The 14,353-nt window shown below is 68.7% G+C and carries 12 protein-coding genes; 3 read left to right on the top strand and 9 right to left on the bottom strand.

Annotation, left to right across the window (positions count from 1 at the left end; all coding sequences use genetic code 11):
- From B0W88_RS22405 to B0W88_RS22395, 3 genes are all read right to left on the bottom strand, one after another.
- The coding region (locus tag B0W88_RS22405) for an ABC transporter ATP-binding protein (protein WP_077036849.1) at nucleotides 1–579 on the bottom strand (579 nt) is incomplete at its 3' end.
- A 10-nt stretch (nucleotides 580–589) separates the two neighbouring features.
- Nucleotides 590–1,681, bottom strand: coding sequence for a branched-chain amino acid ABC transporter permease (locus B0W88_RS22400; RefSeq protein WP_077036848.1), 1,092 nt, complete (start codon nucleotides 1,679–1,681; stop codon nucleotides 590–592).
- Between the two features lie 20 nt (nucleotides 1,682–1,701).
- Nucleotides 1,702–2,625, bottom strand: coding sequence for a branched-chain amino acid ABC transporter permease (locus B0W88_RS22395; protein WP_077036847.1), 924 nt, complete (start codon nucleotides 2,623–2,625; stop codon nucleotides 1,702–1,704).
- Nucleotides 2,626–2,848: 223 nt separating this feature from the next.
- On the opposite strand from B0W88_RS22395, the gene B0W88_RS22390 reads away from it, so the two are divergent.
- Both B0W88_RS22390 and B0W88_RS22385 read left to right on the top strand, forming a co-directional pair.
- Nucleotides 2,849–4,717, top strand: coding sequence for an ATP-binding protein (locus B0W88_RS22390; RefSeq protein WP_077036846.1), 1,869 nt, complete (start codon nucleotides 2,849–2,851; stop codon nucleotides 4,715–4,717).
- Nucleotides 4,710–6,047 carry a sigma-54 dependent transcriptional regulator gene (locus B0W88_RS22385; RefSeq protein WP_077036845.1) on the top strand — a complete coding sequence of 446 codons (1,338 nt, stop codon included), beginning with the start codon at nucleotides 4,710–4,712 and terminating at the stop codon, nucleotides 6,045–6,047. Before B0W88_RS22390 ends, B0W88_RS22385 begins: the two co-directional genes overlap by 8 nt.
- Nucleotides 6,048–6,050: 3 nt before the next feature.
- Here the strand turns inward: B0W88_RS22385 and B0W88_RS22380 are convergent, their stop codons facing one another.
- From B0W88_RS22380 to B0W88_RS22355, 6 genes are all read right to left on the bottom strand, one after another.
- Nucleotides 6,051–6,947: an amino acid ABC transporter substrate-binding protein gene (locus B0W88_RS22380; protein WP_077036844.1), complete on the bottom strand. Its 897-nt coding sequence runs from the start codon at nucleotides 6,945–6,947 to the stop codon at nucleotides 6,051–6,053.
- Between the two features lie 3 nt (nucleotides 6,948–6,950).
- Nucleotides 6,951–8,255: a replication-associated recombination protein A gene (locus B0W88_RS22375; RefSeq protein WP_077036843.1), complete on the bottom strand. Its 1,305-nt coding sequence runs from the start codon at nucleotides 8,253–8,255 to the stop codon at nucleotides 6,951–6,953.
- Nucleotides 8,248–9,954 (bottom strand): YbaL family putative K(+) efflux transporter, encoded by a 1,707-nt coding sequence (gene ybaL / locus B0W88_RS22370; protein WP_077036842.1) that lies wholly within the window; start codon nucleotides 9,952–9,954, stop codon nucleotides 8,248–8,250. The genes B0W88_RS22375 and ybaL overlap by 8 nt, the downstream gene beginning before the upstream one ends.
- A 34-nt stretch (nucleotides 9,955–9,988) precedes the next feature.
- Nucleotides 9,989–10,609, bottom strand: coding sequence for an outer membrane lipoprotein chaperone LolA (gene lolA, locus B0W88_RS22365; RefSeq protein WP_198937907.1), 621 nt, complete (start codon nucleotides 10,607–10,609; stop codon nucleotides 9,989–9,991).
- A gap of 5 nt (nucleotides 10,610–10,614) precedes the next feature.
- Nucleotides 10,615–13,011 carry a DNA translocase FtsK gene (locus B0W88_RS22360; protein WP_083748981.1) on the bottom strand — a complete coding sequence of 799 codons (2,397 nt, stop codon included), beginning with the start codon at nucleotides 13,009–13,011 and terminating at the stop codon, nucleotides 10,615–10,617.
- A gap of 66 nt (nucleotides 13,012–13,077) precedes the next feature.
- Nucleotides 13,078–13,746 (bottom strand): Crp/Fnr family transcriptional regulator, encoded by a 669-nt coding sequence (locus B0W88_RS22355; protein WP_077036841.1) that lies wholly within the window; start codon nucleotides 13,744–13,746, stop codon nucleotides 13,078–13,080.
- Between the two features lie 190 nt (nucleotides 13,747–13,936).
- On the opposite strand from B0W88_RS22355, the gene B0W88_RS22350 reads away from it, so the two are divergent.
- The coding region (locus B0W88_RS22350; RefSeq protein ID WP_158080917.1) for an FAD-dependent oxidoreductase at nucleotides 13,937–14,353 on the top strand (417 nt) is incomplete at its 3' end.

Here is a 14,353-nt window from a genome sequence, read left to right as displayed (position 1 = left end):
CACCTTCTCGGTGGCGTTCATGCCGGCGGCGGGCTCGTCCAGCGCGATCAGCTTGGGGTCGGTGGCCAGCGCCCGGGCGATCTCCAGGCGGCGCTGGTCGCCGTAGCTCAGCGTGCGCGCCTTGTACTTCGCGAACTTGCCGATACCCACGTAGTCCAGCAGCTCCTGGGCGCGGGCGGTGATCTGGGCTTCCTCCTGCTTGAAGCCGGGGCTGCGGAAGACGGCGCCGAACAGGCCGCTCTTGGTGCGCACATGGCGGCCCACCATCACGTTCTCCAGCGCCGTCATGTCGGCGAACAGGCGGATGTTCTGGAAGGTGCGCGCGATGCCGGCCTTGGCCACCTGGTGCACGGCCTGCGGCGTGTAGGGCTCGCCGCCGAGGCTGAAGCTGCCGGCATCCGGCGTATACAGGCCGGTGATGACGTTGAAGAAGGTCGTCTTGCCGGCGCCGTTGGGGCCGATCAGGCCGTAGACCTGGCCGGCCTTGATCTGGATGCCGACGTCGGACAGGGCCTGCAGGCCGCCGAAGCGCTTGGAGACGCCTTGGACGTTGAGAACGATGTTGTCTGGGGTGCTCATACGTAACCTCTTATTTGCTCGGAGCGGGAACCGGGGCGGACTCGCCATGTTCGGGCGCGGGCCACAGGCCGCGCGGCCGCACCAGCATCACGCCGATCATCGCCAGCGCCACCAGCAGCTGGCGCAGGATGGCCGCATCCAGCCGGCCGCCGGTCAGTTGCACCAGCGGGTCGGACACGTAGCGCAGCACCTCCGGCAGCGCGGCCAGCAGCAGCGCACCGAGGATCACGCCGGGGATGTGGCCGATGCCGCCGAGCACCACCATCGCGACGATCATGATGGACTCGTTCAGCGTGAACGACTCGGGGCTGACGAAGCCCTGGAAGGACGCGAACATCGTGCCCGCCACGCCGCCGAAGGTGGCGCCCATGCTGAAGGCCAGCAGCTTCATGTTGCGGGTGTTGATGCCCATGGCCTTGGCCGCGATCTCGTCCTCGCGGATCGCCATCCAGGCGCGGCCGATGCGGGAGTTCTCGAGGCGATAGCAGATCGCCACGCTGAACACCACCAGCAGCAGGAACAGGTAGTAGTACAGCGTCACCGAGGGGATCTCGAAGCCGCCCAGGTGCCAGGTCTTGCCCAGGTTGATGCCGAAGATGTGGAAGCTGTCGATCTGTCCGATGCCGCGCGGGCCGTTGGTGATGTTGATCGGGTTGTCCAGGTTGTTCATGAACACCCGGATGATCTCGCCGAAGCCCAGCGTGACGATGGCCAGGTAGTCGCCGCGCAGCTTCAGCGTCGGGGCGCCGAGCACGGCGCCGAAGAAGGCCGCCAGGCCCGCCCCCAGCGGGATGATGATGATCAGCGGCGTGTGCAGCCCCTCCGGGAAGCTGGCGGCGATGTTGTCGAAGTTGGCCGTCAGCTGCGGGCTGGAGAGCAGCGCGAACATGTAGGCGCCCAGCGCGTAGAAGGCCACGTAGCCGAGGTCCAGCAGGCCGGCATAGCCGACCACGATGTTCAGGCCCAGGGCCAGCAGCACGTAGAGCAGGGCCAGGTCGATGATGCGCACCGGCCCGTTGCCGAGCTGCTGCACGAACAGCGGCAGCACCAGCAGGCCCAAAGCGCAGACCAGGAAGACGACGAGTTTGTTTTGCTTCTGCATTTGCTTTGCTCCTCTCGCGTTCAGGCGCGGTCGGCGACGCGTTCGCCCAGCAGGCCCGAGGGCTTGAGCGTCAGCACCAGGATCAGCGAGACGAAGGCGAAGATGTCGGTGTACTGGCTGCCCAGGAAGTCGCCGGTCCACTCACCCAGGTAGCCCGCGCCGATCGCCTCGATCAGGCCCAGCAGCACGCCGCCCAGCATCGCGCCGGCCAGGTTGCCGATGCCGCCCAGCACCGCCGCGCAGAAGGCCTTCAGGCCCGGCGTGAAGCCCATCGTGTGGAACACGGTGCCGTAGTTGGCGGCCCACATCAGGCCGGCCACCGCGGCCAGCGCCGCGCCGATCACGAAGGTGGTGGAGATGATGAAGTCGGGCTTGACGCCCATCAAGCCGGCCACCCGCGGGTTCTCGGCGGTGGCGCGCATCGCGCGGCCCAGCTTGGTGTAGTTCACCAGCCAGACCAGGCCGCCCAGCATCACCACCGTGGTCACCAGGATCACGATCTGCGTCACGGTGATCACCGCGCCGAAGACGTTGTAGGGCTCCTGCGGCAGCAGCTGCGGGAAGGGCTTCGGGTTGGGCAGCCAGATGATCATGGCCAGCGTCTGCAGCAGCAGCGACATGCCCATCGCGGTGATCAGCGGCGCCAGGCGCGGCGCGTTGCGCAGCGGCCGGTAGGCGATCTTCTCGACCAGGAAGTTCAGCACCGTGCAGACGACGATCGCGCAGATCAGGCCGATCAGCATCAGCGCCCAGCCGGGCAGGCCGACGCTGTCCAGCGCGGTGACGACGGTCCAGCTGGTGAGGCCGCCGACCATCAGGATCTCGCCGTGCGCGAAGTTGATCAGGTTGATGATGCCGTAGACCATCGTGTAGCCCAGGGCGACCAGCGCATACATGCTGCCGAGCACCAGACCGTTGATGATCTGCTGGATGAAGGTGTCCATCGTTTGGTTTCCTTTGCGGACAAGCCCGCGATGGGGACAAACGATCGCAAGCGCTGTGCCAAAAGTCGCACTCTGCGGGTAAGCACGGGGGCGATGTGCGCCCACCGGGGCCGCCGGCATGCGCCGCGGGCGGCTGCCGCCCGACCCCAGGGCGAAAGTCCGCACTGGCGGCGCTCCGGCGGGGCGGAATTCCGCCCCGTGCAAACAAGGCACACTGCTGCCCGTGCCGCCGCTCCTGCAAACCCTGATCCGCCGCCTGACCCGGCCCAGCGTCTACGTCTACGTGACGCTCGTGCTGATGCTGCTGGGCTGGATCACCGGGCAGCAGGTCAGCGAGCGCAACGGCACGGCGCAGCTCAGCGCCACCACCCGCGAACGGCTGGAGCTCTATGCCAACACACTGGACGCCGAGCTGGCCCGCCACGCCGACCTGCCCGGCCTGCTCGCGATCGATCCCAAGCTGCAGGCGCTGGCCGAGTCGCCGCAGGACGCCGGCTTGCGCCGCCAGGCCAGCCAGGCGCTGACCCGCATCGGCGTGCGCGCCGGCGCGATGCAGATCTTCATCGCCGGGCCCGACGCCGAGGTGCTGGCCAGCAGCGACGCCAGCCAGCCGCCCCCGCCGCGGCTGCAGGAGGCGCTGGACGCCGGCCGCCCGCACTTCTTCGCCGCCGATGCCCGCACCGGCAGCCTCGCCTACTACCTGCTGCAGCCGCTGCTGACATCCAGGGGCGGCCCGCCGCCGGCCACGCTGATCGTCAAGGTGAGCCTGGCGCCGCTGGAGGCCACCTGGGTGGACCTGGGGCTGCGCTCCGAGGGCGAGCGGCTCCTGGTGGTCGACGCGCAGGGCGTGGTGATCATGAGCTCGGTGCCGCGCTGGCGCTTCTTCGTGCTGGGCCGCGCCAGCGAGGACGAACGCGCCGCGCTGCGCGCCAGCGGCCGCTACCCCGGCAGCGCCCGTTTCGAGGATATGGGCATCCCGGAGGAAAGCCTGGCCGCCGGCGACCTGCGCCTGGTGCGCATGCCGCCGCTGGAGGCGATTCCCAACAAGGCCGGCCCGGTGCTGATCCCGCAGGAGCGGCCGCTGGTGCCGCTGGGCCTGCGGCTGATCGCGCTCTCGGATCCCAGCGGCGTGCGCCGCGAGGCCCGCAATGCCGGCTGGGGCGGCGCGGCCTTCGGCGCCTTTGGCGGCATGCTGGCGCTGTATCTGGCCTCGCGCCGGCGCGCGCTGCGCCAGCTCTCGCAGGCGCAGGCTCAGCTGCAGCAGGCGCACGGCCAGCTGGAGCGCCTGGTGGACGCCCGCACCGCCCAGCTGCGCAGCACCAACGAGGAGCTGACGCACCAGATCGCGCAGCGGGTCAAGGCCGAGGACGAGCTGGTGCAGGCCGGCAAGCTGGCCGTGCTGGGGCAGCTCTCCGCCGGCATCTCGCACGAGGTCAACCAGCCGCTGACCGCCATGCGCGCGCTGGCCCGCAACGGCCTGCTGCTGCTGGAGGCCGGCCGCATGAAGACGGTGGCCGAGAACCTGAACGCGATCGACGCGATGGTCGAGCGGCTCTCGCTGATCACCCGCCAGCTGAAGACCTTCGCCCGCAAGGCCGAGCAGCAGGCCGGCGCGCCGGTGACGCTGCTGGGCGCGATCGAGAACGCGCAGCTGCTGCTGGGCCACCGGCTGCGCGAGGACGACATCACCCTCAAGTTCGACGTGCCGCCGCAGCTGCGCGTGGTCTGCGACGGCAACCGGCTGGAGCAGGTGCTGGTCAACCTGTTCGGCAACGGCATCGACGCGATGCGCGGCGAGCCGCGGCGGGTGCTGTCGGTCAGCGCGGCGCAGGCCGACGACGGTCGCGTGCTGGTGGCCGTCGGCGACACCGGCAAGGGCCTCGGCGAGGCGCAGCTGGCCCGGCTGTTCGAGCCCTTCTTCACCACCAAGCCGGCCGGCGAAGGCCTGGGCCTCGGGCTGGTAATCTCGTCCAAGATCGTGCACGACTTCGGCGGCACGCTGCGCGCCCGCAACCAGCCCGACGGCGGCATGCGCTTCGAATTCGACCTCCCTGCCCTTGTTGATCCCGAACCCCATGCCAGCGATGTTTGACGGCTACCAAGTCCTGTTCGTCGAGGACGATCCCCCGGTGCGCGCCAGCCTCGCGCAGACGCTGGAGCTGGCCGGCCTCGACGTCGTCGCCTGCGGCTCGGCCGAGGAGGCGCTGCCGCTGATCACGCCCGGTGCGCAGCTGATCGTCATCACCGACGTGCGCCTGCCCGGCATGGACGGCCTGGCCCTGCTCGACCACGTGCTCGCCACCGACGCCGGCATCCCGGTCACGCTGATCACCGCGCATGGCGACGTGGCCATGGCCGTCGGCGCGATGCGGGCCGGCGCCTACGACTTCATCGAGAAGCCCTTCGCGCCGGAGCGCCTGGTCGACACCGCGCGCCGCGCGCTGGAGACTCGGCTGATGCGCGCCGCGCTGGAGGACATGCGCACCCAGCTGCAGCGCTTCAACGGCATCGAGGCCGTGCTGCTGGGCAACTCGCCGGTGATGCAGCAGCTGCGCCGCAAGGTGCTGACGCTGGCCGGTACCTCGGCCGACGTGATGATCCTCGGCGAGACCGGCACCGGCAAGGAGCTGGTGGCCCGCTGCCTGCACGACCACAGCGCGCGGCGCGACCGCAACTTCGTCGCCATCAACTGCGGCGGCCTGCCGGAGGCGCTGTTCGAGAGCGAACTGTTCGGCCACGAGCAGGGCTCGTTCACCTCGGCGGCCAAGCGCCGCATCGGCAAGATCGAGCACGCCAACGGCGGCACCCTGCTGCTGGACGAGATCGAGACGATGCCGCTGGTGCTGCAGATCAAGCTGCTGCGCGTGCTGCAGGAACGGCGGCTGGAGCGCCTGGGTTCCAACGAGGAACTGCCGATCAACGTGCGCTTCATCGCCGCCAGCAAGGCGGACCTGAAGGAGCTGGGCGAACAGGGCACGTTCCGCAGCGACCTGTACTACCGACTCAACGTCGCCACGCTGGCCCTGCCGCCGCTGCGCGAGCGCAAGGAAGATATCCCGCTGCTGTTCCAGCACTTCGTCGCCCAGGCCAGCGCCCGCTACGAGCGCGAGGCGCCGGAGCTCACCTCGGAGCGCCTGCGCGAGCTGATGGCGCACGACTGGCCCGGCAACGTCCGCGAGATCCGCAACGCGGCGGACCGCTTCGTGCTGGCGCTGGACGAGCTCGATACCGTGGCCGTGCAGGACATCCCGCCGCTGTCGCTGGCGCGCCAGATGGAGCTGGTCGAGAAGACGCTGATCGAGCAGGCGCTGCGCCGCACGCAGGGCAAGATCCCGGCGGCGATGGAGCTGCTGGGCATCGCCAAGAAGACGCTGTACGACAAGCTGCACCGGCACGGCATCGATGCCGACACTTACCGCTGATCTTCAGCGGTATCGGGCGGGGTCGGCAGAGTCCGTGGGCTGCAGCGTGAGCCGCTTGAAGGCAGCGCTCATCGGCATGCCGAGATTGATGCCGCGCGGCGGGATCGGCGACTCGAACCACTGCCGGTAGATCTCCCGGATCTCGCCGCTGCGGAACAGGTTGCGCAGCACGCCGTCGACCATCCGCTTGAAGCCCGGATCATCGCGGTTCAGCCCGAGGCCATAGGGTTCCACGGTCAGCGCCTCGGTCGAGATCAGGTAGTCGTCGGGCCTGGCCTGCTGCATCTGCAGGCTGCGCAGGAGCACGTCGTCCATCATGTAGGCGGCCGCGCGGCCCGCCTGCAGCGTGCGGAAGCTCTCCGGATCGTCCAGCCCCGCGAGGATGTGCAGCTCCAGCCCCTCGCGCTCGTTGACCTCATGCAGGTGCTGGATGCTGGTCGTGCCGATGGTCGACACGACCGGCTTGCCGCGCAGGTCGGCCAGGCGCTGGACCGGCTCGCTGCGCCTGGACAGCAGCCGCGTCTGCGCCACGAAAATCGTCAGCGAGAAGCCCTGGCTCCGTGCACGCTCGGCGTTATGGGTGGTGATGCCGCACTCCAGGTCCAGCGCACCGTTGGCCACCAGCGGCATCCGCGTGGCCGAGGTCACTTCCACCCATTTGGTCTCCAGGCCCGGCATGCGCAGCTCGGCCTTCAGCGCGCCGATGATGCGCTCGCACAGCGAGACCGAATAGCCGATCGGCTTCAGCCGTGCGTCGAGATAGGAGAACGGCGGGGAACTGGGGCGGTAGCCGGCGACGATGACGCCGGTGTCGCGGATGCGGGCGAGCGAAGGACCGGGTTCGGCGCCGAATGCCGAACAGGCCACCAGGGCGAGCAGGAAGCCGAGAGGGCCGCGCATCGCCTAGTCCGAAGCCTCGTCGTCGAGCTTGCGCAGGAACGCCAGCTTCTCCGCGATCCTGGACTCCAGCCCGCGCGGCACCGGCTGGTACCAGCCCGGCTCGTCGATGCCGTCCGGCAGGTAGGTCTCGCCGGCCGCATAGGCGTGCGGTTCGTCGTGGGCGTAGCGGTACTCGTGGCCGTAGCCCAGTTCCTTCATCAGCTTGGTCGGCGCATTGCGCAGGTGCACCGGCACCTCGCGGCTCTTGCCGTCCTGCTTGATGAATGCGCGGGCGGCGTTGTAGGCGTTGTAGCCGGCGTTGCTCTTGGCCGCAACGGCGAGGTAGATCACCGCCTGGCCCAGCGCCAGCTCGCCCTCGGGGCTGCCCAGGCGCTCGTAGGTCAGCGCGGCGTCGTTGGCGATCTGCATCGCGCGGGGGTCGGCCAGGCCGATGTCTTCCCAGGCCATGCGGACGATGCGGCGCGCGAGATAGCGTGCGTCGGCGCCGCCGTCGAGCATGCGCGTCAGCCAATAGAGGGCTGCATCGGGATGCGAGCCGCGCACCGACTTGTGCAGGGCCGAGATCTGGTCGTAGAAGTTGTCGCCGCCCTTGTCGAAGCGGCGGGCGTTCAGGCTCAGCGCGTTGGTGATGAACTCGGGCGTGATCTCGCTGATGCCGGCGGCGCCGGCGGCGGTGTTGCATTGTTCGAGGAGGTTCAGGAAGCGGCGCGCGTCGCCGTCGGCATAGCCGATGATCGTGTCGGCGGCCTTCTCGTCGAACTGCAGGTGCGAGAGCACCTTGCCCTGCGCGCGTTTGAGCAGCAGCTTCAGCTCCTCGTCGCTGAGCGACTTGAGCACGTACACCTGCGCCCGCGACAGCAACGCCGAGTTGACCTCGAAGGACGGGTTCTCGGTCGTCGCGCCGATGAAGGTGAACAGGCCCGATTCCACATGCGGCAGCAGCGCGTCCTGCTGCGACTTGTTGAAGCGGTGGATCTCGTCGACGAACAGGATCGTGTGCTTGCCCTGGGCGAGGTAGTGCTGGGCCTTCTCCATCGCCTCGCGGATGTCCTTGACGCCGGAGAACACGGCGGACAGCGCAATGAACTCGCACTCGAAGGCGGTGGCGGTGAGCCGCGCCAGCGTCGTCTTGCCGACGCCGGGCGGGCCCCAGAAGATCATCGAATGGGGCTTGCCGGACTTGAAGGCCAGGCGCAGGGGCCTGCCCTCGCCGAGCAGGTGGGACTGGCCGATCACGTCGTCCAGCGTCTTGGGCCGCAACAGCTCGGCCAGCGGCGCCACGGGCTCCGCGGAAAACAGATCACGCATGGGCCGATTGTCTCAGCGCCGACGACGGCTGCATCACGGCCAGCACCTCGCGCGACAGCTGCTCGGCCAGGCTCTGCTCGGCGATGAAGACCTCGCCGACATCGGCCTCGCGCAGCAGCCGGGCCTCGTCCTCGCTGTGGGCGCGCAGCAGCACGCGGATGCCCGGGTTGAGCTGCCGGGCCGTCGCCACCATGCGCTGAGCCTCAACGTTATCCCCGCCGGTGATCACCAGCATCGCCGCCCGTGCGATGTGAGCCTGGATCAGCACCGCGGGCTCGCTGGCATCGCCGCTCACCGCCGCGATGCCGCGCCCGCGCAGGGCCTCGACGAGCTCACGCTGTTCCTCGGCCACGACGATGTGCACGCCCTGCGCCAGCAGCTCCTGCGCGAGCCGGCTCCCCACGCGCCCATGGCCCACGAGCACGACCTGACCCTGCAGATGCGACTCGTCGGTATCCTCCGGCAGTTCGCCCAGCGGGTCGTCGCGCTGCTCCATGCGTCGGGCCCAGTCCGAGTTGCGCAGGATCCAGGCCTTGGCCGGCTCGATGGCGGCGAACAGCAGCGAGTTCAGCGCGATGGACACCAGCGCGCCGGCCAGGATCAGGCTCTGGCCCTGCGGCGGCAGCAGGCCCAGCGAGACGCCCAGGCCCGCCAGGATGAAGGAGAACTCGCCGATCTGCGCCAGGCTCGCGCCCACCGTCAGCGCGGTGTTCAGCGGGTAGCGGAAGGCCAGCACCAGGCCCATCGCGGCGATGGTCTTGCCGACGATGATCACCGCCGCCACCGCCAGCACCTTCAGCGGCTCCTGCACCAGCACCATCGGATCGAACAGCATGCCCACCGAGACGAAGAACAGCACCGCGAAAGCGTCGCGCAGCGGCAGCGTCTCGTCGGCGGCGCGGTGGCTGTAGGCCGACTCGCGCATCATCATCCCGGCGAAGAAGGCACCCAGCGCGAAAGAGACGTCGAACAGCAGCGCCGAGCCGTAGGCCACGCCGATGGCGGCCGTGACCGTGCACAGCGTGAACAGCTCGCGCGAGCCGGTGCCGGCCACCAGGAACAGCAGCTTCGGGAACAGCCGCCGGCCCACCACCAGCATCAGCACGATGAAGGCGCCGACCTTGGCCAGCGTGAGGCCGACGGTGCCCGCCAGGTTCTCGGTTCCCTGCCCGGACAGGATGCCGGCCAGCGGCGGCAGCAGCACCAGCACGAGCACCATCACCAGATCCTCGACCACCAGCCAGCCGACGGCGATGCGGCCGTTGCCCGATTCGAGCTGCCCCCGGGCCTCCAGCGCCCGCAGCAGCACGACCGTGCTGGCGACCGACAGCGCCAGCCCCAGCACCAGCGCGCCGCCGAAGGACCAGCCCCAGGCCAGGCCCAGGCCCGCGCCCATCGCCGTGGCCACGGCGATCTGCACGATGGCGCCCGGCACCGCGAGGCGCTTCACCGCCATCAGGTCGCCCAGCGAGAAATGCAGGCCGACGCCGAACATCAGCAGCATCACGCCGATCTCGGCCAGTTGGCCGGCCAGGTGGACATCGCCGACGAAGCCCGGCGTGGCGGGGCCGATGGCGATGCCGGCGAGCAGGTAGCCGACCAGCGGCGGCATCTTCAGCCGCGCGGCGATGTAGCCGAACAGCATGGCCAGCCCGAAGCCGGCGGCGATCGTGGCGATCAGCGAGAAGTCATGGTGCATGCGGGCAGCATAACGAGCCCCGCCTGCGCCTCCCTTACTGCTCGACCAGATCCGCGCCCGTGGGCAGCACGAACTTGAACTTGTCGGCCGCGATCGGCACGTTCGTGTTGACGGCCGAGAACTGCAGCACCGAGCGCTGGCCGAAGCCGTCGATCACGTCGATCGCCTCCAGCTCCTTGCCGCGGAAGCCGATCTTCAGGCTCTGCACGCCGCCGCCTTCGCTCTGGTTCTGCTTCGGGATCGCCTGCACCCAGTCGACGCCGTTCTCGCTGGGCAGGGCCTTCAGCGTGAAGTCGCGGTCCAGGTTGCCGCCGGCCAGCAGCGCGGCGGGCGTGGCGCCCAGCGCCTTGTCCATCTTGCGGGAGCTGGCCTGGTTCAGGTCGGGGTCGTAGATCCAGACCTTCTGGCCGTCGCCGACGATGGTCTGCTGGAAGGGCTTGAGGTAGGCGAAGCGGAACTGGTTCGGGCGCTGGAAGTCGAAGGTGCCGGAGGATGTCTTCTTTTTCTTGCCGTCGGGCGAGCTGACCGTCTGGCTGAACTCGGCGGTGCCGCTCTTGACCTCGGTGACGAAGGCCTTCAGCGCGGACAGCGCGTCGGCGTGGGCCAGCCCGCTCATCAAGAGGGCCGTCGTCAGGGCAATAACTTTCAATTTCATCGTCGTCATTCTTCCCGCTTCGGCACGATCAGGTCTCGGCTGCCGTTGGTGTTCATCGCGCCGACCAGGCCCGACTTCTCCATCTGCTCCAGCAAACGGGCTGCCCGGTTGTAGCCGATGCGCAGATGGCGCTGCACCAGCGAGATCGAGGCCCGGCGGTGCTGCAGCACGATGGCCACGGCCTGGTCGTACATGCCGTCGCCCTCGCCATTGCCACCGCCGCCCTCGCCGCCCGGCTGGCCGTCGCTGCCGCCGCCGGCCATCGCATCCAGCACACCACCTTCCAGGATGCCCTCGATGTAGTTCGGCTCGCCCTGCGTCTTCAGATACTCCACAACGCGGTGGACCTCGTCGTCGCTGACAAAGGCGCCGTGCACCCGCACCGGCAGGCCGGTGCCGGAGGCCATGTAGAGCATGTCGCCCATGCCCAGCAGCGCCTCGGCGCCCATCTGGTCGAGGATGGTGCGGCTGTCGATCTTGGAGCTGACCTGGAAGGACAGCCGCGTCGGGATATTGGCCTTGATCAGGCCAGTGATCACGTCCACCGAGGGGCGCTGCGTAGCCAGGATCAGGTGGATGCCGGCGGCACGGGCCTTCTGCGCCAGCCGGGCGATCAGTTCCTCGATCTTCTTGCCGACGACCATCATCAGGTCGGCCAGTTCGTCGATCACGACGACGATGAAGGGCAGGCGCTCCAGCGGCTCGGCCCCGTCCGGGCTCTCGGCCATCAGGCTGAAGGGGTTCGGGATCTTCTCGCCGCGCTCGTTGGCGTCGTCGATCTTCTTGTTGTAGCCGGCCAGGTTGCGCACGCCCATCTTGGACATCAGCTTGTAGCGCCGCTCCATCTCGCCGACACACCAGTTCAGCGCATTGCCGGCCTGCTTCATGTCGGTCACCACTGGCGCCAGCAGGTGCGGGATGCCCTCGTAGACGCTCATTTCCAGCATCTTCGGGTCGATCATGATCAGGCGCACGTCGCGCGCCTCGGCCTTGTAGAGCAGGCTCAGGATCATCGCGTTGATGCCCACCGACTTGCCGGAGCCGGTCGTGCCGGCCACCAGGCAGTGCGGCATCTTGCCCAGGTCGGCCACGACCGGCGCGCCGACGATGTCCTTGCCCAGCGCCATCGTCAGCAGCGAGCCGGCGTCGGCGTAGATCTGAGAGCCGAGGATCTCGCTGAGCTTGATGGTCTGGCGGCGCGCGTTCGGCAGTTCCAGCGCCATGTAGTTCTTGCCCGGGATCGTCTCGACCACGCGGATGCTGACCAGGCTCAGCGATCGCGCCAGGTCCTTGGCCAGGCCGACGATCTGCGAGCCCTTGACACCGGTGGCCGGCTCGATCTCGTAGCGGGTGATCACCGGGCCCGGCGAAGCCGCCACCACGCGCACCTCGACGCCGAAGTCCTTGAGCTTCTTCTCGATCATCCGCGAGGTCATCTCGAGCGACTCGGGCGTCACCGTCTCCTGGCGCGGCGGCGCAGCGTCGAGCAGGTCCACCTGCGGCAGCTTGGCATCGCCGGCATCGGCGAACAGTGTCTGCTGGCGCTCCTTGGCCACGCGGGTGGACTTGGGCACCTCGATGACCGGCGCCTCGATGATGATGGGCTCGTGGTCCTCGACGACGTGGCGCTCGACCTCGACGACCTTCTCGCGCTCCTGCGCCGCCTTCTTGCCGACCTTCTTGTCCTCGACGATCTCGCGGCGCTCGACGCGGTGCTCGCGCATCTCGTCGATGCGGGTGCCCAGCGATTCGGCCATTCGCAGCCAGGAGAATTTCAGCGCCAGCGAACTGCCCACCAGCAGCGCCGCGATCCAGGCAACGCCTGACCCCGCGAAGCCCAGCATGCGCATGCTCCAGGGGCCCAGCACATAGCCGATCACGCCGCCGGCATGGGCACCGGGCAGCTTGCCTTCCCAGCCGTAGAGGCGCGTCCACTCCAGCGCGCAGCTGGCCGCGAGCAGCAGCAGGAGGCCGCCGAACCACAGCGCCGAGGCACGCAGGTTCGGCGCCGGTTCATCGGCATCGGCGCGCAGCAGGCCGGCCAGGCTGGCCAGCCAGCGGCGCAGGCCGATCAGCGGCAGCCACCAGCAGGAATAGCCGAAGGTGAACAGCAGCAGGTCCGACACCCAGGCGCCCAGCGCCCCGACCTTGTTGCCGTAGAGCTCGCGGCTGCCGGAGCTCGAGAAGGCCGCGTCGCGCCCGTCGTGCGTGGCCATGGCCAGCACCAGCAGGCACCAGAGCACGGCCCCGATGATCAGCCAGAGCGGCGTGCGCAGCGGATTGCCGCGCGACGGCGGCGCCTGCACGGCGGCTTTGCGGCTCTGGCGTTTGTAGACTTTCTCGGGGGGCGGCGGGACGACCGTGTCGCCGTCTTCGCCGATGGAGCTCAAGGGGAAACTCATGCGCGGATTGTCGCGCAGGTTCGAGCCCGCTCCGGGGCTCGAACTGTAAGTATCCTCAGTCGTGCATCAATCGTGCTGGAGGCGTTCCTTGATGACCACGGAGCCGTTCTCCAGCGTCTCGATCACGCCCTTGTCTTCCAGGTCCTTCATCACGCGGCTGACCATCTCGCGCGAGGCGCCGACGACCTTGGCCATATCCTGGCGCGAAACCTTGCCCCGGATGATCTTCACGCCCTTCTCTTCCTCGGCCATGTCCAGCAGCGTTCGCGCGACGCGGCCGTACACGTCCAGCAGGGCCAGCGATTCGATCTGGCGATCCGCGCTGCGCAGGCGCGCGACGAGGCCGCGCAGGATCGCGTAGGAGAGGCTCGAGCTGTCAGGCAGGCAACGGGCGAACTCATTGCGGCCCAGCACCAGCATGTCGGTCTGCACCTCGGCGCGGACGGTGGCGCTGTGGGGCTCGTTGTCGATCAGGCTCATCTCGCCGACGTAGTCGCCGTTCTGCAGCACGGCGAGGATGACCTCGCGGCCGCGCGAGTCGGCCGTCAGCACGCGGGCGCGGCCGTTGAGCAGGATGAACAGCGCGTTGGACTTGGTGCCCTGCTCGACGATGAGCTCTCCGCGCTTGAAGCGGCGCTTGACGACGCTGTCCGCAATGGACTGGGCCTGATCGGTGGTCAGCAGGGAGAAAAGGGGAACTCGGCGAATCAGGTCCAGATTGGACAACATTGCCATGAACGGCCTCCTGGGATTGTGGTCTGTCGGGAGCAGCCCGGTGCTGACGGAACGGGCTGCCTAAAATGCAAGCCATTGTGCCAACTCGTTCACGCTTTCACATAGGGTGTAGGCCGTATGAAACAGCGTGTGCGATGGCCGCCGATACTCCAGCCCTTGCGCCGTCCGGGCGCACCCTCATATCAGTCCCATGACCACGCAACATCACTCCCTGCTGATCCTCGGCTCCGGCCCCGCCGGTTATACGGCGGCCATCTATGCCGCACGCGCCAACCTGAAGCCGGTGCTGATCACCGGCATGGCGCAAGGGGGTCAGTTGATGACCACGACCGAGGTGGACAACTGGCCGGCCGACGTGATGGGCGTGCAGGGCCCGGAGCTGATGCAGCGCTTCCAGGAACACGCCGAGCGCTTCCAGACCCAGATCATCTTCGACCACATCAACGAGGTCGATTTCGCTAAGCGCCCATTCAAGCTGACCGGCGACAGCGGCAGCTACACCTGCGATGCGCTGATCATCGCCACCGGCGCCTCGGCCAAGTACCTGGGCCTGGACAGCGAGCAGGCCTTCATGGGCCGCGGGGTCAGCGGTTGCGCCACCTGCGAT

Origin of the sequence: Pelomonas sp. KK5 (genome assembly GCF_001984095.1) — a bacterium.
Taxonomy (GTDB): Bacteria; Pseudomonadota; Gammaproteobacteria; order Burkholderiales; family Burkholderiaceae_C; genus KK5.
This window is presented reverse-complemented; position numbering and strand designations above follow the sequence as displayed.